Source organism: Nocardia sp. NPDC051990, assembly GCF_040680755.1.
Taxonomy (GTDB): domain Bacteria; phylum Actinomycetota; class Actinomycetes; order Mycobacteriales; family Mycobacteriaceae; genus Nocardia.
Window position 1 is genome coordinate 131,638 of sequence record NZ_JBFAXH010000001.1, and the last position, 17,681, is coordinate 149,318.

Sequence of the window (17,681 nt, forward strand, 5' to 3'; positions counted from 1 at the left end):
GGCCATGAACTCAGCCGAGCGGCCGAAGTGCATGCGACATAGTCGCGAGTCTCGGCCGCTCGGACGCGAGACACCAGGGGCCACGAACACGCAGCGCCGCAGGCGTTGCACATTGGGCACAGGAGGACCTACTTATGTCGGCTGGTGGTGGCAAGAAGGCGATTCTCGCCGCATTGTCGGCGAATGCGGGGATCGCGGCGGCGAAGTTCGTCGGCGCGTTCATCACCGGTTCGGGATCGATGCTGGCCGAGGCGGTGCACTCGGTCGCGGACACCGCCAACCAGGGGCTGCTGCTGCTCGGTCAGCGCCGCGCCGCACGCGATGCCGATGAACTGCACCCGTTCGGATACGGGCGCAATCGGTACTTCTATTCGTTCATCGTGGCGCTGGTGCTGTTCACGCTCGGCTCGATCTATGCCATCTATGAGGGCATCCACAAGATCCAGCATCCGGAGGAACTGAACAATCCGATCGTCGCGATTGTCATCCTGTTCATCGCGATCTGTCTGGAGGGCTACAGCTTCACCACGGCGATACGGGAATCCGTCCCGCTCAAGGGAAATGCGAGCTGGTGGCGGTTCATCCGCAATTCGCGCAGTCCGGAACTGCCGGTGGTGCTACTGGAGGACACCGGCGCGCTGATCGGTCTGGTCTTCGCATTCGCTGCGGTCGGGCTGACCGTGCTCACCGATGATCCGGTCTGGGATGGCATCGGCACCCTGGCCATCGGCGGACTGCTCGGCGTTATCGCGTTGATCCTGGTCGTGGAGATGCAGAGCCTGCTCATCGGTGAGGGCGCGACACCGGAGGAGGATAAGGCTATCCGCGCCAACCTGGTCGACGGCAAGCGCATCGACCGGCTGATCCATCTCAAAACGCAGTATCTCGGGCCGGAGGAGATCCTGGTCGCGGCCAAGATCTCGATCGTGCCCGATCTGGCTATCGCCGATATCGCCGCGGCCATCGATGATGCGGAGTCCAGGGTGCGGGCGGCCGTGCCCGCCGCGCGGGTGATATATCTGGAACCCGACCTGTACCGGACGGCACGGGCTGATTCAGCGATTCCACGCAATTAGGCCTGAGCCGGCGCTTTTCGGCCGATTCCGGCGAATCGCGCCAGATCCGGCAGAATGCGCACGTTCAGGTCGGATTCGAGGTGCGCAGCAGATCTGTTGGGTCGATGCGGATTCCGAATTCGCTGCGTAGCACATGCCGTGCTGCGTGCATGCCCGACATGCCGTGGACACCCGGACCCGGCGGGGTCGAGGAGCAAAGGTAGACCCCGGGTAGTGGTGTGGCGTATGGATTCCAGCGCGGGACCGGTCGGAAGGCGAACTGGCGCAGAGTCATCGCGCCGGCAGAGATATCGCCGCCGATGTAGTTGGCATTGTGCTTCGGCATTTCGGCACCGGTGACGACATTCTTGGCCAGGATCAGGTCGGTGAAGCCGGGGGCGAAGCGTTCCACCTGAGCGATGACGGTGGCGCTGATATCGCGAGTGGAGCCGTTCGGGACGTGGGCGTAGGTGTAGAGGGTATGACCGCCCGCCGGTGCCCGCGTCGAGTCGACCACGCCCGGCTGGATGGCGAGGACATAGGGACGATCCGCGTGTTGTCCTGCGGCGACGGTCTTTTCGACGGCCATTGCCTCGGCGCGAGTGCCGACCAGATGTAGCGTCCCGGCAAGCTCACACCCCGGCGCCTGCCACGGCACCGGCCCGGACAACGCGAAATCGATCTTGCAGGCCGCACCGCCGTAACGGAAGCGGCGCAAGCCGTTTGCGTAATGAGCCGGCAACCGGTCTGCCGCGATGCGCAGCAGTTCGGCGGGCGCGGTATCCAGCACAACCGCACGCGCGCCACCGAATTCGTCGAGCGAATCGACGCGGTGTCCGGTGATGAGCTTGCCGCCGAACCGGTCGAGTTCGGCGATGAGCGCGTCCCCAATGGCCTGACTGCCGCCGCGTGGTAGCACCCAGCCGCCGGCATGTGCGAGTGTCGCGAGCAGCATGCCCGCCCCGGCCGCGGGGATGGCGCGCGGCGGTGTGATCGCATGCGTGGCAACGCCGGTCAGCAGTGCCGGTGCCGTCTGCTCGCGAAATCGCACGTTCCACAGGGGCGAACCCTGCTCGAGCACCCGCAGTCCGAAACGCAGTCCGGTCAGTAGGTCGGCGGGCGGACGGCGCAGGTCCGACATCGCGAAATCCACGACCTGCCGCCAATGCCGGACCATCGGCTCGAAGAGCGCACGCCAGGCGGCGCCGTCCCGGCCGAGACCCGCGGCGGTGCGGTCCAGATCGCGCCACGCCACACCGGCCGTGCCGCCGTCGAGCGGATGCGCGTAAGACACCTCGGGAGCGAGCAGTTCGACACCGTGCGCGGCCAGATCGAAGGCGCGAAAGAACGGCGACGCCAGCGCCATCGGATGCGCACCGGCGCAGACATCGTGCCGGTATCCGGGCAGCGTCAACTCGGCGGTGCGACTCCCGCCACCCGCGGTGGCCTGCGCCTCGTGCACCTCGACGGTGAGACCGGCACGGGCCAGGATCACCGCAGCGGCGAGACCGTTGGGACCGGAACCGACCACGACGACATCAGGCATACCTCAATTCTGCCGGGTCGACCCAGGCTGTGCCGTCACCCGTGCGGGGTATCTATCACCCGGTCACTCCCCTGATGTGTCCATTTGCCGAGCAGCACCCGGATGCGCTCTTGGTGCAGGTTGTCGACCAGGCGACCGCTGCGATCCAGCGTGGCGATCCCGTGCACCGCGCTACAGGCCACCTCGGTGCCGGCCTGTAGCTCGAATTCGCCCGCGAACGGCGCGTATGTGGTCTGGATCTCATCGAATGCACCGCCAACGCCTGATCACCGGATCGCACCGATGAGTTTCGGCGATCCGCCCCGTCGGTTTCGCTGAACGCATGAACAGAGGAGACGAACATGGCAACGACAAAGCCCAAAGGCCCCGCATCCTACTTCCCAGCGATCGAGGCCAAGTACGGTCGCACCATCGACGAGTGGAAATCCGCCATGCGCGCGTCGAATCTGGCTTCGCACAAGGAAATCGTCGAATGGCTGAAGTCCGAGCACGGCTTCGGCCACGGCCACGCCACCGCGATCACCCAGCACTACCTGAATCCGGAGAAGTGGGCCGACTGATCCCACCGACACCACGAAGGGGCCCGCAGATCCTGCGGGCCCCTTCGTCATACGGGGTACAGCTAGGCCGGAACCAGATCCTTGGTGTCGTCCTGCTGTGGCCGCGGGCCGTGGTCATCGTCGACCATGGTCCGTTCGTCGAAGGGCAATTTGCGATCGAGGACCGTACGGACCCGGTCCACATCGACGGTCTTGGTCCAGGTGCCGACCAGGACCGTAGCGATGGCATTGCCCGAGAAGTTGGTCAGCGCACGGGCTTCCGACATGAACCGGTCGATGCCGACGATCAGGCCGACGCCATCGAGCAGTTCGGGACGATGGCTCTGCAATCCACCCGCAAGCGTGGCCAGCCCCGCACCGGTGACACCGGCCGCGCCCTTGGAGGCGACGATCATGAACAGCAGCAGGCCGACCTGTTCCCCGATACTGAGCGGTTTACCCATCGCGTCGGCGATGAACAGCGACGCCATGGTCAGGTAGATGGCGGTGCCGTCCAGATTGAACGAATAGCCGGTCGGCACAACGACACCGACGGTGGTCCGTTCGACACCGAGGTGCTCCATCTTGGCGATCAGCCGCGGCAGTGCGGACTCCGAGGAGGAGGTGCCGACGATCAGCAGGTACTCCCGCGCCAGGTAGCGGACCAGCTTGAACACCGACACCCGGGATACCGCCCACAGCAGCACGCCGAGCACGCCGAAGATGAAAACCAGACAGGTCAGATAGAACGCGACCATCAGCAGCGCGAGTTGCTTGACCGCATCGAGTCCGGTCTTGCCGACCACATTCGCGATCGCGCCGAACGCACCGATGGGGGCCAGCCACAGGATCATCGACAGAACCCGGAACACCAGCTTCTGCAGCGACGCGACACCGCGCAGGATCGGCTCGCCCGTCCTACCCATGGCCTGCAGCGCGAATCCGACGAGCAGCGCGACGAACAGTGCTTGCAGCACACTGCCGGTGGTCAGCGAGGACACCAGCGTGGTCGGGATGATGCTCTGGATGAAGTCCCAGGTGCCGCCCGCGGCATGCGCTTGATCGGCCAGCTTCGCGCCCTGCTTGGCGGTCTTGGCGATATTCAAGCCCGAACCCGGCTCCAGCAGGTTGCCGACGACCAGACCGATGCCGAGCGCGACCGTCGACATGACCAGGAAATACCCGAGTGCGAGCCCGCCGACCTTGCCGACACTGGCGGCCGAGCGCACCGAGCCGATGCCGAGCACGATCGTGCAGAAGATGACTGGCGCGATCATCATCTTGATCAGATTGACGAACATGGTGCCAAGCGGGCCGACGTCCTGACCGAACTCGGGCGCCAGCCAACCGACCAGAATTCCCGCGATGACGGCGACGATGACGGCCAGATACAGCCAGTGGGTACGGTCGCGTGGCACTGGCCGCTGTGGTGCTTCGGCGGTGTCGATTGTTCGGTCGCTGCTATCGCTCATGGTGGGTGAAGTCTCTTTCAAGTGGTACCGGCATGAGGTGACTCATGCCCTCATGTGCACAATGTTGGCTGCCAGAGGTGATTGCGGTCACGCTTTGGTGCATTTCGTTCAAGTTGCACGAGGGATAGAAAGTGTTGCGCGGTGAGAAACACGGGGGACGCGGTCGGCTATCGCTGGCCGGTCAGGCCTTCGTGCTCCAGCTCGTGGTACTCGGGCTGGTCATCGGAATCGGGGCGGTTCTAGCCGTCCTGGACGCCAGGCATGACAGCGATGTCACCACCACACGCGAAGTCACCGATGTCGCGGTGGCCGTGGCCGTTGCGCCGTCCACCCTCTGGGCCCTGCGCACTACGGACCCCACCGCCCTGCTGCAACCGGTGGCCGAACGGACCCGCAAGGCGACCGGGATGGACTTCATCGTGGTGATGGCACCGGATCGGACCCGGTATACCCACACCACGCCCGCGCTCATCGGGCAACCGTTCGGCGGCAATATCGATCGGGCGCTGACCGGGGAGACGTTCACCGAGACATACACCGGAACGCTCGGTCCTTCCATTCGGGCGGTCACTCCGGTCTACGACGACGGGCGCATCATCGCATTGGTGTCGGCGGGGGTGACCCGGGCGCGGATCGGCGATCAGGTCGCCTCGCAATTGCCGTTGATTCTCGGCGTGGCCGCTGCGGGTCTGGTGGTCGCGGCGGCGGGTTCGTTCCTGCTGAGTCGCCGGATTCGTCGGCAGACGCACGGTCTCGCGCCGGACGAGCTACGTACACTGTACGAACAGCACGACGCGGTGCTGCATTCGATCCACGAGGGGCTGGTCGTATTCGGGCCGAACGGTACACGTGCGGAGGTCGTCAACGACGAGGCGCGCAGGTTGCTCGATCTGCCCGATGGGCCCGTCGCGCGGACGAATCTGCCGATCTCGATGCAGCGGATGAGTTGGGGGGTGGTTCGCGACGAGATGCACGTGACCAAGGACCGGATCCTGCTGGTCAATCAGGATATTGTTACCTGGGAGCGGCGACCGATCGGCACCGTGATCACCATTCGCGACCATACCGAATTGCGCACCGTGATGGGCGAACTCGATTCGGTGCGCGGTTTCGCGGAATCGTTGCGTGCGCAGGCGCACGAATCGGCCAATCGGTTGCACACCGTGATCACCATGGTGGAGTTGGGGCGTTATCGAGAGGCGGTGGAGTTCGCGACCGCGGAACTGCAACTGTCCCAAGCCCTTATCGATCGGCTGCTCAGTTCGGTCGGCGATCCGGCGCTGGCGGCACTGCTGCTCGGCAAGGTGAACCAGGCCGCCGAGCGCGGCATCGAGCTGACGATCACCGAGGATACGGCGCTCGATTCGACGGCACCGCTGTCCGCGCAAGAGACGGTGACGCTGGTTGGCAATCTGATCGACAATGCCATCGACGCGGCTGCCGATGGCGCCGTCGGCTGGGTGGAAGTTACTGTGCACCAACAGGATTCGTCGGCAGATCCGGTGCAGGCACCCGATCGGGCGCTGGCCGTCGAGTTGGCGGGGGTGTTCGATTCGGTGCGGTCGGCGAACGGTCCGGCGCTGTATGTCCGCGTCGCGGACAGCGGACCCGGTATGTCGGCAGAAACCTTCGCCCGCGCCGCCGAACGCGGCTACTCCACCAAGGCCGACCATCAGGGTCTCGGGCTGGCACTTGTCCATCGGCTTGTCGACCGGCACGGCGGCGTGATCGGCACCGAACGAGATCCGGAAAGTGTCGTGACCGTGACGATCCCACGAGAGGATGCGCGATGATCCGAGTGTTGATCGTCGAGGACGAGCCTTTGATCGCCGAGGCGCACCGCGCCTACGTCGAACGGATTCCGGGGTTCACCGCGGTCGCGGTCGCGCACACCGGCCGCGAGGCCATGCGCGCCGCCGCCAACGCGGCCGCCGAGAATGCGCCGATCGACCTGGTACTCATGGATATCGGACTGCCCGATGCCAGCGGCCTGGACGTGGCCGCCGCCCTGACCGGCCTCGCACCCTGCCCCGACGTCATCGCCATCACCTCGGCCCGCGACCTCGCCATGGTGCGCACCGCCGTCTCCTACGGTGTGGTCCTCTATCTCCTGAAACCGTTCACCTTCGCCGCCTTCCGCGACAAACTCGAACGCTACCGGGAATTCCGCACCGCCCTGCCCTCGGGCCAAACCGCCATTTCCCAACAGGACATCGACCGCGCCCTCAGCGCCCTACGCACCTCCGACCAACGCGCCACCGCCCCCAAAGGCGTCGCCCCCCAAACACTGGACGAAATCTCGCGCACAGTCCGCGATGCCCCAGGCGGACTAACCGCCGCCGACACAGCCAGCACCGTCGGCGTTTCCCGCATCACCGCATGGCGTTACCTGGAAAAACTCGCCGACGACGGCCTGGTCGACCGCAAATCCGACTACGGCCGCGCCGGCCGCCCCAAAACCCGCTACATCTGGAAAATCCGCCCCGAGTAGCTGCTCCTTGCGGCTGGCACGGCAGCTTGCGGGTGTTACGTCGGGCGGGATCGGGGGGTGGTGCGGAGGTGGGCGCGTTCGCCTTGTTTGCCGAAAAGGCTCAGGAACTCTACGGGTTCAGGGTCGGCGGTGCCGAACCAGTGGGGGACGCGGGTGTCGAATTCGGCGGCTTCGCCGGGGGTGAGGATGACGTCGTGGTCGCCGAGGATCAGGCGGAGGCGGCCGTTGAGGACGTAGAGCCATTCGTAGCCCTCATGGGTTCGTGGGTCGGGCTCGTCGCGGGTGTTCGGAGGGATGACCAGTTTGTAGGCCTGGATACCGCCGGCTCGGCGAGTCAGGGGCAAGTACGTCATGCCGTGGCGGTTGATGGGACGCAGATGGATGCGCGGGTCGCCGGTGGGTGGCGCGTCCACGAGTTCGTCCAGGGTGACGCCGTGCGCCTTGGCCAGCGGCAGGAGTAGTTCGAGGGTCGGGCGCCGGGCGCCGGATTCCAGGCGCGACAGGGTGCTCACGGAGATGCCGGTTTCCGTCGAGAGGTCGGCCAGTGTGGTTTCGCGCCGGCGGCGCAGCGCACGTAACCGAGGTCCGACCGCGTCGAGGGCTCGGCCGAGGTCGTTGTCCATACCGCCAGCTTGCCATATCGGCAATATTGTTTGCCATTCTTGCCGACCGGCTTGCATGGTCGTCGGGAGGAGGTGGTCATGACCGAGCGGAGCGAGGGAACCAGTGAACACAGCACCAACGGTCGCAGCGGAGCCGAGCGTCAGCGAGGCGCAGCTGTGACCGAGCGAAGCGAGGGAACCAGTGAACACAGCACCAACGGTCGCAGCGGAGCCGAGCGTCAGCGAGGCGCAGCTGTGACCGAGCGGCTGAAAGACGGCTATGACGTGGTGGTGGTCGGCGGTGGCGCGGCCGGATTGAGTGGCGCGCTGATGCTGGCCAGGATGCGACGGTCGGTGGTGGTGATCGATGCCGGCCAACCGCGCAATGCCCCGGCCGAGAGCGTGCACGGATTGCTCGCCAGGGACGGGACGCCGCCGGGCGAGTTGCTCGAACGCGGTCGAGCCGAGGTCCGCGGCTACGGGGGGCATGTGGTGAACGGGAAGGTCACCACCATAGTGCGGGATGCCGACGGGTTCGCGGTACAGGTCGGCGACCAGTCTGTGCGGGCTCATCGGCTGTTGGTGACCACCGGGCTGGTCGATGTGCTACCCGAGATCGCGGGACTGCGGGAGCGTTGGGGCCGCGATGTGATCCATTGCCCGTACTGCCACGGCTGGGAGGTTCGCGACCAGGCCATCGGGGTGCTCGGGACCGGCCCGATGGGGGTGCACCAGGCTCTGCTCTTCCGTGAGCTGAGTGCCGATGTCACGTACTTCTCGCACACCACGTCGCTGACCGCCGAACAGTCCGAGGAGTTGAACGCCCGCGGTATTCGCATGGTGGACGGTGCGGTGACCGCGCTGGAGATCGTCGACGACCGCATCGCGGGAGTGCGATTGAGCGACGGCACCGTGGTCCCCCGTGCGGTCGTGACGGTCGGCTCGCGGATGGTGGCCCGCGCGAACTTCCTCACAGCACTCGGGCTGCGACCGACCGAACATCCCGCCGGAGTCGGCGAATACATCCCCACCGACGCCGCCGGCCGCACCGACGTGCCCGGCGTCTGGGCCGCGGGAAATATCACCGACCTGACGGCCCAGGTCGGCGCGGCCGCAGCGGCAGGTGCCGCCGCAGCAGCCCAGATCAATGCCGATTTGGTCGCCAAGCAGACCCGCCGAGCCGTTGCCGCCTACCGCGAACCGTTCTCCGCCGAGTCCGAAGCGCAACTGCGCGAGGCCGTCCTGGGCGAAGGGCGGCACAACAGGTAGCCGGGCCGCACCTCAGACCGTCGTCGGCTCCGGAGCCGGGGTGCTGGCCCGGCGCCCGAGCCGAACCGGCATCCGCTCATATCCGTGCAGCGTGAACAGCTTTCGGCGCTGCGGTTTCCCATCCAGTTGCAGGTCCGGGAATCGCTCGAACAAGGATTGCAGCGCGTACGTCGCTTCCATCCGGGCCAGGCTCGCACCGAGGCAGACATGAATGCCGCTACTGAATGTCAAGTGCTCCTTGGCATTCGAACGACCGATATCGAAGACATCGGGATCGTCGAAGACCGCGGGATCGCGGTTCGCACCTGCCAGCGACAGCACCACGGTGCTGCCCTTGTGCAACCGCGCACCCTCGAGTTCCAAGTCGGTCGATGCGATTCGCGCCGTTGTCTGTACCGGCGCATCGAAGCGCAACACCTCTTCGACGGCATTCGGCCAGAGATCGGGTTCGGCGCGCAATCGATCCAATTGTTCGGGATGAGTGACCAATTGGGCGACACCGTTGCCGATGAGGTTGACCGTGGTCTCGAAACCCGCGCCCATCAACAGGCTGGCGGTCGCCTTCAACGCGAAATCGTCGAGTTCATCCGCGGTGACCAGACTGCTGAGAATGTCATCGCCCGGTTCGCGGCGCAGGCGCGCGATATGGTCGTCGAGGTAGTCGTTCATTACCTCCATCGACCCGAACGCACGCCGGAACGCCCGCCAGGAAATCCCGATATCGAGCAGCGGGGTCATCCGATCGCCCCAGTCCAGGAATGACTTTCGGTCCTCTTCCGGGAAGCCGAGCATTTCCGAGATGATGGCGATCGGCACCTGTGCGGCATACGACTCGATCAGATCGGCCGAACCGCGCGAGGGCAGCGCACCGAGCAGTTCCTCGGTGACCGTCTCGACCCGTTCCCGCAATCGGCCGATCGCGCGCGGGGTGAAGGCCGAGGCGACCGGCTTGCGCATCCGCGTATGCTCCGGCGGATCGATGACCAGCATGGATGGTGGCTCAACCGGATTGGGCGGCACGGGAAGTCGCTCGGCGAGCAACCGCAGCGGCTTCGGAATATTGAAAGCGTCAGTGGTGCGCACACCGAATCGGCTATCCCGCAGGACGGCGCGACACAGATCGTGATCGAAACTCGCCCACGCGATCGAGGTGCGCAGCAGCCGCCCCTGCCCGCGCAGCCGCTCGATCAGTGGATAGGGGTCGGCAAGACCGTCCGGTCCGCCCATCAGTTGGGCGAACGGATCGCCGCGCCGCGCCTGGGTGCGCAGGGCCAACCGCGGCGCACCCTGCACCGATAACCAGCGGAACCAATATTGCGGCTTCATCTGTTCACCAACCCCATCGTCGCGCGACAATTCCACCGTACTGACTCCCCGATGCGGGTGGCACGTCCCGTGGTCGGACGCCGTCCCATACCAGGGGTGGGAATCAGCCGCGCTGCGCCGTAACCCGCTCGGATGCGATGCGCTGCTCGCGCAGCACCGGATCCGGATTGACCACCTGCACCAGCGAGGCCCCGGCGACCAGCACCGCGACGAACCCGTCGATCAGTTCGGCGGGGGTATCCCAAGGCGTGCTCGACAGCACTCGGTCGCCCTCGGAAAACCCTTGTAGCACAGCGGACTTCCGAGCCACGGCAAGCACCTCGGAGACCGCCATCCCGTCCAGCGCCACCCCGGCGCCGCGTGGCATGAAGTGGTCTCCGTGCACCCGCACGGAGGTGGCGAAATCGGTGATGCCGATCGGCAGATCACGCACCGGCATGCCGAAGGCGTCCAATGAGAGCGCGGCGACCTCCGCAATACCGTCGGTCTCGTCCAATCGCTCTGCGGTCGCCAGCGCCAGATCGGCATCCGGATCGGGCCCGAGCACCACCTCGGTCCCGGCCCACCAGCAGCCGAGCAGCACTGCGGCGGTCTGCCAGTGTTCGGGCAGCAGCACCGCGACGCGCGCCCCAGGACTCAGTCCGAATTCGTCGCGGAGCAGGTTGGCGGTCTTGGCCGCCCAGTTCGCCAGGGTCAGCCCGGATAGTTCGATCCGAGCGCCGGTGGCGTCGTCGTAGTAGGTAATCCGCGGACCAGCCGGGTCGCGCTCGAGGATCGGATCCAGCACCGCCTCGGTGAGCGTCAGTACATGGTCGTGGTCACGCATCGGTCAATTCACGCATGGTCAATTCACGCATTTCGGTCCATTCTGGCCTGCGTCGATCGGTGGGGCCGGCGGCACGGGCGTAGCGGTTCTCGACGTTCCGGAGAAGTCGAACATACGGCCCGCGGTCGAGCCGGGACCAGAATAGTCGCTCGTCAGCACGACGCTGACCGAATCCGGGGACAACGTGGTGTCCGCGATGACCGTCAGCCCGCCGAGTGCCTTAGCGACCTCCCTGGCCTTCGGGTTCGAAGTATCCAACGCGAGTACTCGACTGCTGGTGACGCTGGGCCCGGTGTAGTTGCCGACCAATCCCTGCTGGAATCCCTTGGCTGTCAACACCTGTGCCACCTGACCGGCTAGCCCGCCGATCCCGCTCGCGTTGAACACGCTGACGCTCATCGATGCCGGATCGATCGTCGGCTCGGCGTGATCATCGGACTTGCCGTCGACCAGCGATGCCACAAACGACTTGACCGCCTTCGGATCCACCCGCACGACCGATTCACCCTCGCTGGTCGTGTCGTTGAGATCGGCGACCGGAATCGTCTCGAAACTGACCTGACCGCCCGAAAGATTCTTCAGCTGTTGCAGAAACGCGAGCACGTTCCAATCGTCGTCTAGTACGATGGTGCGCCCGACCGCATCGCTGAGATTTCGCATTTTGCCTGGATTGCTCAGTGTCTTGGCGCTGAGCACCTGGCCGACCAACTGCGCCATGAAGACCTGCTGGCGCACGATCCGGTCCAGATCGCCGCGCGGCAGCTCATGGCGCTGGCGCACGAAGCTCAAAGCCTGTGGCCCGTTGAGCTTCTGGCGACCCACCCGGAAGTCGGCGCCGGACATCCATTCGTCCACGGAATTGTTCAGGCATACCTCGACCCCGCCGACCGCATCGGTCAGCAGCACGAAACCGACCAAACTGACCTCGGCGTAGTGGTCGACGGTGATACCCGTGAGATTGGCCACGGTCTTGATCAGCGCCTGGCGGCCCGCCTGGGTCGACTGTTTTTCCGCCTCGGCCGCTGAAACGCCCTGCTTGATCAGCTCGAGCCGCTGGGTTTCCTTGGTCGAGCCGTAGGCCGAGTTGATCTTGCCTTTGCCGACGCCCGGAATGTCGACATAGGAGTCGCGTGGGATGGAGATGGCGCTGGCGGAGCGGCCGTCGTTCGGCACGCGAACCAGCACAATGGTGTCGGTATTGGTGCCGACCTCATCGCCCGCGTGCAACAGGGCGCGCTCGCCGCTGCTGAGTGGATTGCCGTGCGCGTCGGTGCGGCTGTCCACACCGACCAGCAGGATGTCCACGGCGCCGTCGCGGCCACCGCCGAGGCCGAGGCCGCCGATGCGTTCGATATTCGAGATCAGCGAGTCCACACTGTGCCAGGCGAATCCGGTGATGAGCAGGACCAGCACCGCACCGACAGCCACGAACGCGCGCAGCGGACCCAAGCCGGCCCCAGCCTCGGCCAGTCGCGACGACGCTGTCGCCCTCACCTTCTGCGGCACCACTGCATCCTCTCGCCGAACCGAGCATCCCGCCCAAGCGGGCTGTGCTTGCCCGAGCGCTCCCAGCTGATGTTGCGACCGCGCAGCGCCGGTTTCGTCGAAGCCGACGCGGCGCTGACTCGACGCCCCGCGTCCGGTAGCCCCCGTATCCGTTGCCTCAAGGCTAACCAACGGCTACCACGGCGGACCCCAACCGCAGGTGCTACGGCGTGCCAGACTCGTGCCCGTGACCGCGATATCGCCCTCCTCGACCGTAGCCGCGCGCCTCGTCGTGACCGGAGCAGGTGGGCAGTTGGGACGCGAACTGTTGCGCCGCGCACCCGATGCCCGCGCCTTCGGTCGCGACGAATTGGACATCACCGACGCGGCCGCGGTGCGCGCCGCACTCGAACCGGGTGATGTCGTGCTGAACTGCGCCGCCTACACCGCCGTCGACCAGGCCGAATCCGATCCCGAGGCCGCCTTCGCGGTCAACGCGACCGGACCGGCCGTCCTCGCCACCGCCTGTGCGCGGGTGGCTGCCCGATTGATCCATATCTCGACCGACTACGTATTCGCCGGAAACCACGACAAGCCCTACGACACCGACGACCCGACCGAGCCCGCCACCGTCTACGGCCGATCGAAATTGGCAGGCGAACAGGCCGTGCTGAAAACCGCGCCACATGCCCATGTGGTGCGAACGGCGTGGGTATACACCGGGCGCGGAAGCGATTTCGTCGCGACCATGCTGCGGCTGGAACGCGAACGCGACACCCTCGATGTGGTCGAGGACCAACTCGGCTCCCCGACCTACGCCGGCGATCTGGCCACCGGACTCCTCGAATTGGCGGGTCGGCCAGATGCGCCGCGAGTGCTGCACGCCACCAACTCCGGCCAGGTCAGCTGGTTCGAATTCGCGCGCGCGATATTCGCCGGAGTCGGCGCGGATCCGACTCGGGTGCACTCGTGTGACTCGACCACATTTGCGAGACCCGCACGGCGCCCGGCATATTCGGTGTTGTCCAACCGTTCCTGGGCCGATGCCGGACTGACGCCTTTGCGGCCGTGGAAGGTCGCACTCGGGGACGTGCTATCAGGGTTGTCACAGTAGGCTGCATGGCCGTGAGGGAGCGTCAGCGAGTGAACCATCAACACAACGTGCAATCGCGCACGATGGAACCGAGTGTCAGCGAGGCGCAGTCGTGAGTGATTCCGGATCCCCAACCCCCGGCGGTCTTGTCGTCGTCACGGTGACTTATTCACCCGGCGAGCATCTCGAGCACTTCATCACCACCCTGGCCGCGGCCACCAGCGAAAAACCGCAGGTGATCCTGGCCGACAACGGTTCGGTCGACGGTGCGCCGGAGCTGGCGGCGGAGGCGAACGCGCACGTGCGACTGCTGCGGACCGGCGGGAATATCGGCTACGGCGGCGCGATCAACCGGGCGGTCGCGGAGATCGATCCGAGTGTTGAATTCATCGTCATCGCCAATCCGGACATTCGCTGGGGCACCGATTCCATCGACGAAATGCTCGCCGCGGCGAAGCGCTGGCCGCGGGCGGGCGCGCTCGGGCCGATGGTGCGCGAGCCCGACGGCAGCGTCTACCCGTCCGCACGCTCGGTGCCCGGACTGCTCGACGGCGCCGGACACGCGATTCTCGGCACGGTGTGGCCGTCGAATCCGTGGACCCTGCGCTACCGCCAGGACAACGAACAGCTCTCCGAACGGGCCGTCGGCTGGCTGTCCGGTTCGTGTCTGCTGGTGCGGCGCGCAGCCTTCGATTCGATCGACGGCTTCGACTCGCGATACTTCATGTACATGGAAGATGTGGACTTCGGCGACCGGATGGGCAAGGCGGGTTGGCACAACGTCTTCGTGCCCGACGCCGAGGTCACCCACGCCAAGGGACATGCGGCCGGACGCCATCCCGAAGTGATGCTCCCTGCGCACCACGCGAGTGCGTACCGATTCCAGGCCGATCGCCATCCGCACTGGTGGCAGGCGCCGTTGCGGTTGGCGTTGCGGGCCGGACTTGCGGTCCGTTCCCGAATTGCGGTTCGATCGGCGCTGCGTCACATCGGATGAAGCGGAAACCGAAGTGCGCAGTCTCGTGACACGCACGGAGGACATCCGAGCAGGATAGGTGCCTGGAAGTGCCGAAACTGGTTTCCGGACACGCTGTAACGTCACAAGTTCGGCACGCAAGGGTGCCGAATCCGCATCGCTGGGTACCGAAACTGGTGACGGTACCCAGCGGGCGCACTACCGAGCACACGATCCACTGTGAACATGGGAGCATGATGGCAGGAAATGCAGGCACCGACGCCGTGATTCTGGTCGGCGGCCAGGGCACGCGGTTACGTCCGCTCACCCTGTCGGCGCCCAAGCCGATGCTGCCGACGGCTGGACTGCCGTTCCTGACCCATCTGCTCGCCCGCATCGCAGACGCCGGAATCACCCATGTCGTGCTCGGCACCTCGTTCAAGGCGGAGGTCTTCGAGGAACACTTCGGTGACGGCGCCGACCTTGGCCTGGAGCTCGAGTACGTCACCGAGACCGAACCGCTCGGCACCGGCGGTGGCATCCGCAATGTGCTGCCCAAGCTGCGCGCCGACAACATCATGGTGTTCAACGGCGACGTGCTCGGCGGCACCGATCTCGGTGCGATCCTGGATACCCACGAGTCCACACATGCGGATGTGACGCTGCATCTGGTTCGGGTGAGCGATCCACGCGCGTTCGGCTGTGTGCCGACCGACGAGCAGGGGCGGGTCACCGCGTTCCTGGAGAAGACGCAGGATCCGCCGACCGATCAGATCAATGCCGGTTGTTATGTCTTTCGGCGCGAATACATCGAGAAGATCCCGGTGGGGCGGCCGGTGTCGGTGGAGCGCGAGGTATTCCCGGCGCTGCTGGCCGAAGGTGCCCATGTGCAGGGTCACGTCGACTCCTCCTACTGGCGCGATATGGGTACCCCGGAGGATTTCGTCCGTGGTTCGGCCGATCTGGTCCGTGGCATCGCTCCCTCCCCGGCCCTACCCGGTCAGCGTGGTGAGTCGCTGGTCCACGAGGGTGCCGGTGTCGCCCCGGGTGCCTTGCTCATCGGCGGCACCGTGGTCGGTCGCGGCGCCGAAGTCGGCGCGGGTGCTCGCCTCGACGGCGCGGTGCTGTTCGACGGCGCCCGTATCGAGGCAGGTGCCACCGTGGAGCGTTCGATCATCGGCTTCGGCGCGCGCATCGGTCCCCGCGCGCTGGTCCGCGACGCCGTTATCGGTGACGGCGCGAATGTCGGCGCCCGCTGCGAACTACTGCGCGGTGCCCGCATCTGGCCCGGCGTCGACATTCCAGACGGTGGCATCCGCTTCTCCACGGACGTGTAATACGTAGGCGCACTTCGCATCGTGCGTGTGCGCGTGGACCTCAGCTGAAGCCGACGGCTTGTTCGCCCCATGCAGTGTGCAGATCGCGGTCCAGGTTGTCGACTACGCGGTCGAGATTGTCGATGAGGAGGGTGGTGCGCGTGCCGGGGCGGTAGGGCGGCCAATGTTTGGAGCCGTCTATCGCAGCCGGGACACCGTGGGCGGCGAAGGCGAGCCAGCGGCGTTGCATGCGGCCGGAGACTTCCATCGCTACCTTGCGGCCGCCGAGCCAGAAGGTGGGGTCATGGTTCAGGGTGCCGAAATTGCCGAAGACATAAGGCAATTCGGTGGCATGACCAGCGCCGACGCGGGCCGCCTTCAGCATGGGGGTGGCGTGGTCGAAGCGGTACGTCCAGGTCGGTGAGTGCTTGGCGTGGCCGTCGGCGACCCAGTGGGCTGGCATCCGGAAGGCTGCGTCAGTCGACATGGCAAGTGCGCCACGAATTTTCGCGAGATCCGGGTATGCCGAGGTGATTTCGGCGATGCGCTCGGGCGACATGTCCGGATGGTTGGCGGCCACATCGCGCAGCATGACGTTCACCGCGTCCGGGGTCACCGGCATGATCGGCGAGCGGAAGACGCGGAACAGCGAGGCCTCGTCCTTATTGGTGCCGATGATCAGGGGCACGCGATGCGAGCGGCCCTGTTGGAAGCGATCGATCGGATAGGTCGGGACCAGATCGCCGTCGACGACGGGCGCGGCGGCCAGTCGGCCCGGCTCCTGCAATGGAATCTCGTCCAGCAGCACGCCCGCGGCGGTTACGATCCGTTCGATCGGGCATTCCAGCAATTCGCTCGCACGGGAATACGGTAGTTCGATCAGTTCCAGAAAGCGTTGGGCCACAGCGGCTGCCCGCGCCTGGCCGAAAACCGTTGTCGCGGGCGGGCTTTGCGCGATCGCCTGGTGGAACAGCCCGACCGCGGGCGGTGCGGTCAGCAGTGCGGTCACACATCCGGCGCCGGAGGATTCACCGAACAGGGTCACATTGCCCGGATCGCCGCCGAATGCGGCGATATTGTCGCGGACCCAGTGCAGTGCGGCGATCTGGTCGTGCAGACCGAGATTCGGCGTGAAATCGTCGGAGAGTGAGGACAAATCGAGGAAACCGAGCGCGCCGAGGCGGTAATTGACCGTCACCACCACAACGTCGCCGGCTTCGGCCAGCTTGCGACCATCGTAGATCGCCTGGGCCGCAGTGCCGAGGCAGTAGGCGCCACCGTGCAACCACACCAGCACCGGCCGCGGCGCACCGGTATCGGCGGAACTGCGCGGTGACCACACATTCAGCCACAGACAGTCCTCCCCCATCCGCAGGCCGGAATCGACCGGGACCATAGTGCCCATTGTCTGCGGGGCGATCTCGCCGAAAGCCGTGCACTCGCGAATTCCGTCCCATGGCCGCGGCGGCAGTGGCGGCCGGAAACGGTTCGGACCGGACGGCGCCGCCGCGTACGGAATGCTGCGCCACACCGCGACCGGTCCGTCCCAGCGTCCGCTCACGCGGCCCCAGGTCGTTTGCGCGACCGGTTCGGTGTCGCCGACCTCGGAGCCGGGTTCTACCTCGAACTGAGTGGTTGCGCCTTTGATTCGCTCGCTCCGCTCGCTCATGTCCTTCCGCACCTCCTGCCTACGACCCGGGCAGTGC

Annotated in this window: 15 protein-coding genes; 8 read left to right on the plus strand and 7 right to left on the minus strand. The window is 66.0% G+C overall.

Annotated features, from left to right (window positions below; all coding sequences use genetic code 11):
* Nucleotides 1–134 precede the first annotated feature (134 nt).
* Entirely contained in the window at nt 135–1,076 is a 942-nt protein-coding gene (locus tag AB0L63_RS00625; protein WP_364492769.1) for a cation diffusion facilitator family transporter, read from the plus strand.
* A 64-nt stretch (nt 1,077–1,140) separates the two neighbouring features.
* Here AB0L63_RS00625 and AB0L63_RS00630 read toward each other — a convergent pair whose 3' ends face one another.
* Nucleotides 1,141–2,601, minus strand: a complete 1,461-nt coding sequence (locus tag AB0L63_RS00630; RefSeq protein ID WP_364492771.1) for an NAD(P)/FAD-dependent oxidoreductase — start codon at nt 2,599–2,601, stop codon at nt 1,141–1,143.
* 341 nt (nt 2,602–2,942) lie between these two features.
* Between AB0L63_RS00630 and AB0L63_RS00635 the strand changes: the two genes are divergently transcribed.
* The gene (locus AB0L63_RS00635; RefSeq protein ID WP_364492773.1) at nt 2,943–3,161 is read left to right on the plus strand and encodes a DUF4287 domain-containing protein; all 219 of its coding nucleotides are present in this window, start codon (nt 2,943–2,945) and stop codon (nt 3,159–3,161) included.
* A gap of 62 nt (nt 3,162–3,223) precedes the next feature.
* On the opposite strand, the gene AB0L63_RS00640 is transcribed toward AB0L63_RS00635, so the two are convergent.
* Nucleotides 3,224–4,612 carry a cation:dicarboxylase symporter family transporter gene (locus AB0L63_RS00640; protein ID WP_364492775.1) on the minus strand — a complete coding sequence of 463 codons (1,389 nt, stop codon included), beginning with the start codon at nt 4,610–4,612 and terminating at the stop codon, nt 3,224–3,226.
* 131 nt (nt 4,613–4,743) lie between these two features.
* Here AB0L63_RS00640 and AB0L63_RS00645 point away from each other — a divergent pair, with 131 nt between their 5' ends.
* Together AB0L63_RS00645 and AB0L63_RS00650 are read left to right on the plus strand one after the other, a co-directional pair.
* The gene (locus AB0L63_RS00645; RefSeq protein WP_364492777.1) at nt 4,744–6,405 is read left to right on the plus strand and encodes an ATP-binding protein; all 1,662 of its coding nucleotides are present in this window, start codon (nt 4,744–4,746) and stop codon (nt 6,403–6,405) included.
* Complete coding sequence (locus AB0L63_RS00650; RefSeq protein WP_364492779.1) at nt 6,402–7,103, plus strand: response regulator; 702 nt, start codon at nt 6,402–6,404, stop codon at nt 7,101–7,103. Before AB0L63_RS00645 ends, AB0L63_RS00650 begins: the two co-directional genes overlap by 4 nt.
* Before the next feature lie 35 nt (nt 7,104–7,138).
* Here the strand turns inward: AB0L63_RS00650 and AB0L63_RS00655 are convergent, their stop codons facing one another.
* Nucleotides 7,139–7,726, minus strand: coding sequence for an XRE family transcriptional regulator (locus AB0L63_RS00655; RefSeq protein WP_364492781.1), 588 nt, complete (start codon nt 7,724–7,726; stop codon nt 7,139–7,141).
* 234 nt (nt 7,727–7,960) lie between these two features.
* Here AB0L63_RS00655 and AB0L63_RS00660 point away from each other — a divergent pair, with 234 nt between their 5' ends.
* Nucleotides 7,961–8,974 carry an NAD(P)/FAD-dependent oxidoreductase gene (locus AB0L63_RS00660; RefSeq protein WP_364492783.1) on the plus strand — a complete coding sequence of 338 codons (1,014 nt, stop codon included), beginning with the start codon at nt 7,961–7,963 and terminating at the stop codon, nt 8,972–8,974.
* A 12-nt stretch (nt 8,975–8,986) separates the two neighbouring features.
* Here the strand turns inward: AB0L63_RS00660 and AB0L63_RS00665 are convergent, their stop codons facing one another.
* The 3 genes from AB0L63_RS00665 to AB0L63_RS00675 all read right to left on the minus strand — a co-directional run bounded on the left by AB0L63_RS00665 (nt 8,987) and on the right by AB0L63_RS00675 (nt 12,554).
* Complete coding sequence (locus AB0L63_RS00665; RefSeq protein ID WP_364492785.1) at nt 8,987–10,300, minus strand: cytochrome P450; 1,314 nt, start codon at nt 10,298–10,300, stop codon at nt 8,987–8,989.
* A gap of 103 nt (nt 10,301–10,403) precedes the next feature.
* Complete coding sequence (locus tag AB0L63_RS00670) at nt 10,404–11,126, minus strand: TIGR03089 family protein (RefSeq protein ID WP_364492787.1); 723 nt, start codon at nt 11,124–11,126, stop codon at nt 10,404–10,406.
* Nucleotides 11,127–11,144: 18 nt separating this feature from the next.
* Nucleotides 11,145–12,554 carry an LCP family protein gene (locus AB0L63_RS00675; protein ID WP_364493916.1) on the minus strand — a complete coding sequence of 470 codons (1,410 nt, stop codon included), beginning with the start codon at nt 12,552–12,554 and terminating at the stop codon, nt 11,145–11,147.
* Nucleotides 12,555–12,858: 304 nt separating this feature from the next.
* Here AB0L63_RS00675 and rfbD point away from each other — a divergent pair, with 304 nt between their 5' ends.
* The 3 genes from rfbD (at nt 12,859) to AB0L63_RS00690 (ending at nt 15,996) form a co-directional block, all read left to right on the plus strand.
* Nucleotides 12,859–13,725: a dTDP-4-dehydrorhamnose reductase gene (gene rfbD, locus AB0L63_RS00680; protein ID WP_364492789.1), complete on the plus strand. Its 867-nt coding sequence runs from the start codon at nt 12,859–12,861 to the stop codon at nt 13,723–13,725.
* 91 nt (nt 13,726–13,816) lie between these two features.
* Nucleotides 13,817–14,701, plus strand: coding sequence for a glycosyltransferase family 2 protein (locus AB0L63_RS00685; protein ID WP_364492791.1), 885 nt, complete (start codon nt 13,817–13,819; stop codon nt 14,699–14,701).
* Nucleotides 14,702–14,916: 215 nt separating this feature from the next.
* Nucleotides 14,917–15,996, plus strand: a complete 1,080-nt coding sequence (locus AB0L63_RS00690) for an NDP-sugar synthase (protein ID WP_364492793.1) — start codon at nt 14,917–14,919, stop codon at nt 15,994–15,996.
* 40 nt (nt 15,997–16,036) lie between these two features.
* On the opposite strand, the gene AB0L63_RS00695 is transcribed toward AB0L63_RS00690, so the two are convergent.
* Nucleotides 16,037–17,644 carry a carboxylesterase/lipase family protein gene (locus AB0L63_RS00695; protein WP_364492795.1) on the minus strand — a complete coding sequence of 536 codons (1,608 nt, stop codon included), beginning with the start codon at nt 17,642–17,644 and terminating at the stop codon, nt 16,037–16,039.
* Nucleotides 17,645–17,681: the final 37 nt, after the last annotated feature.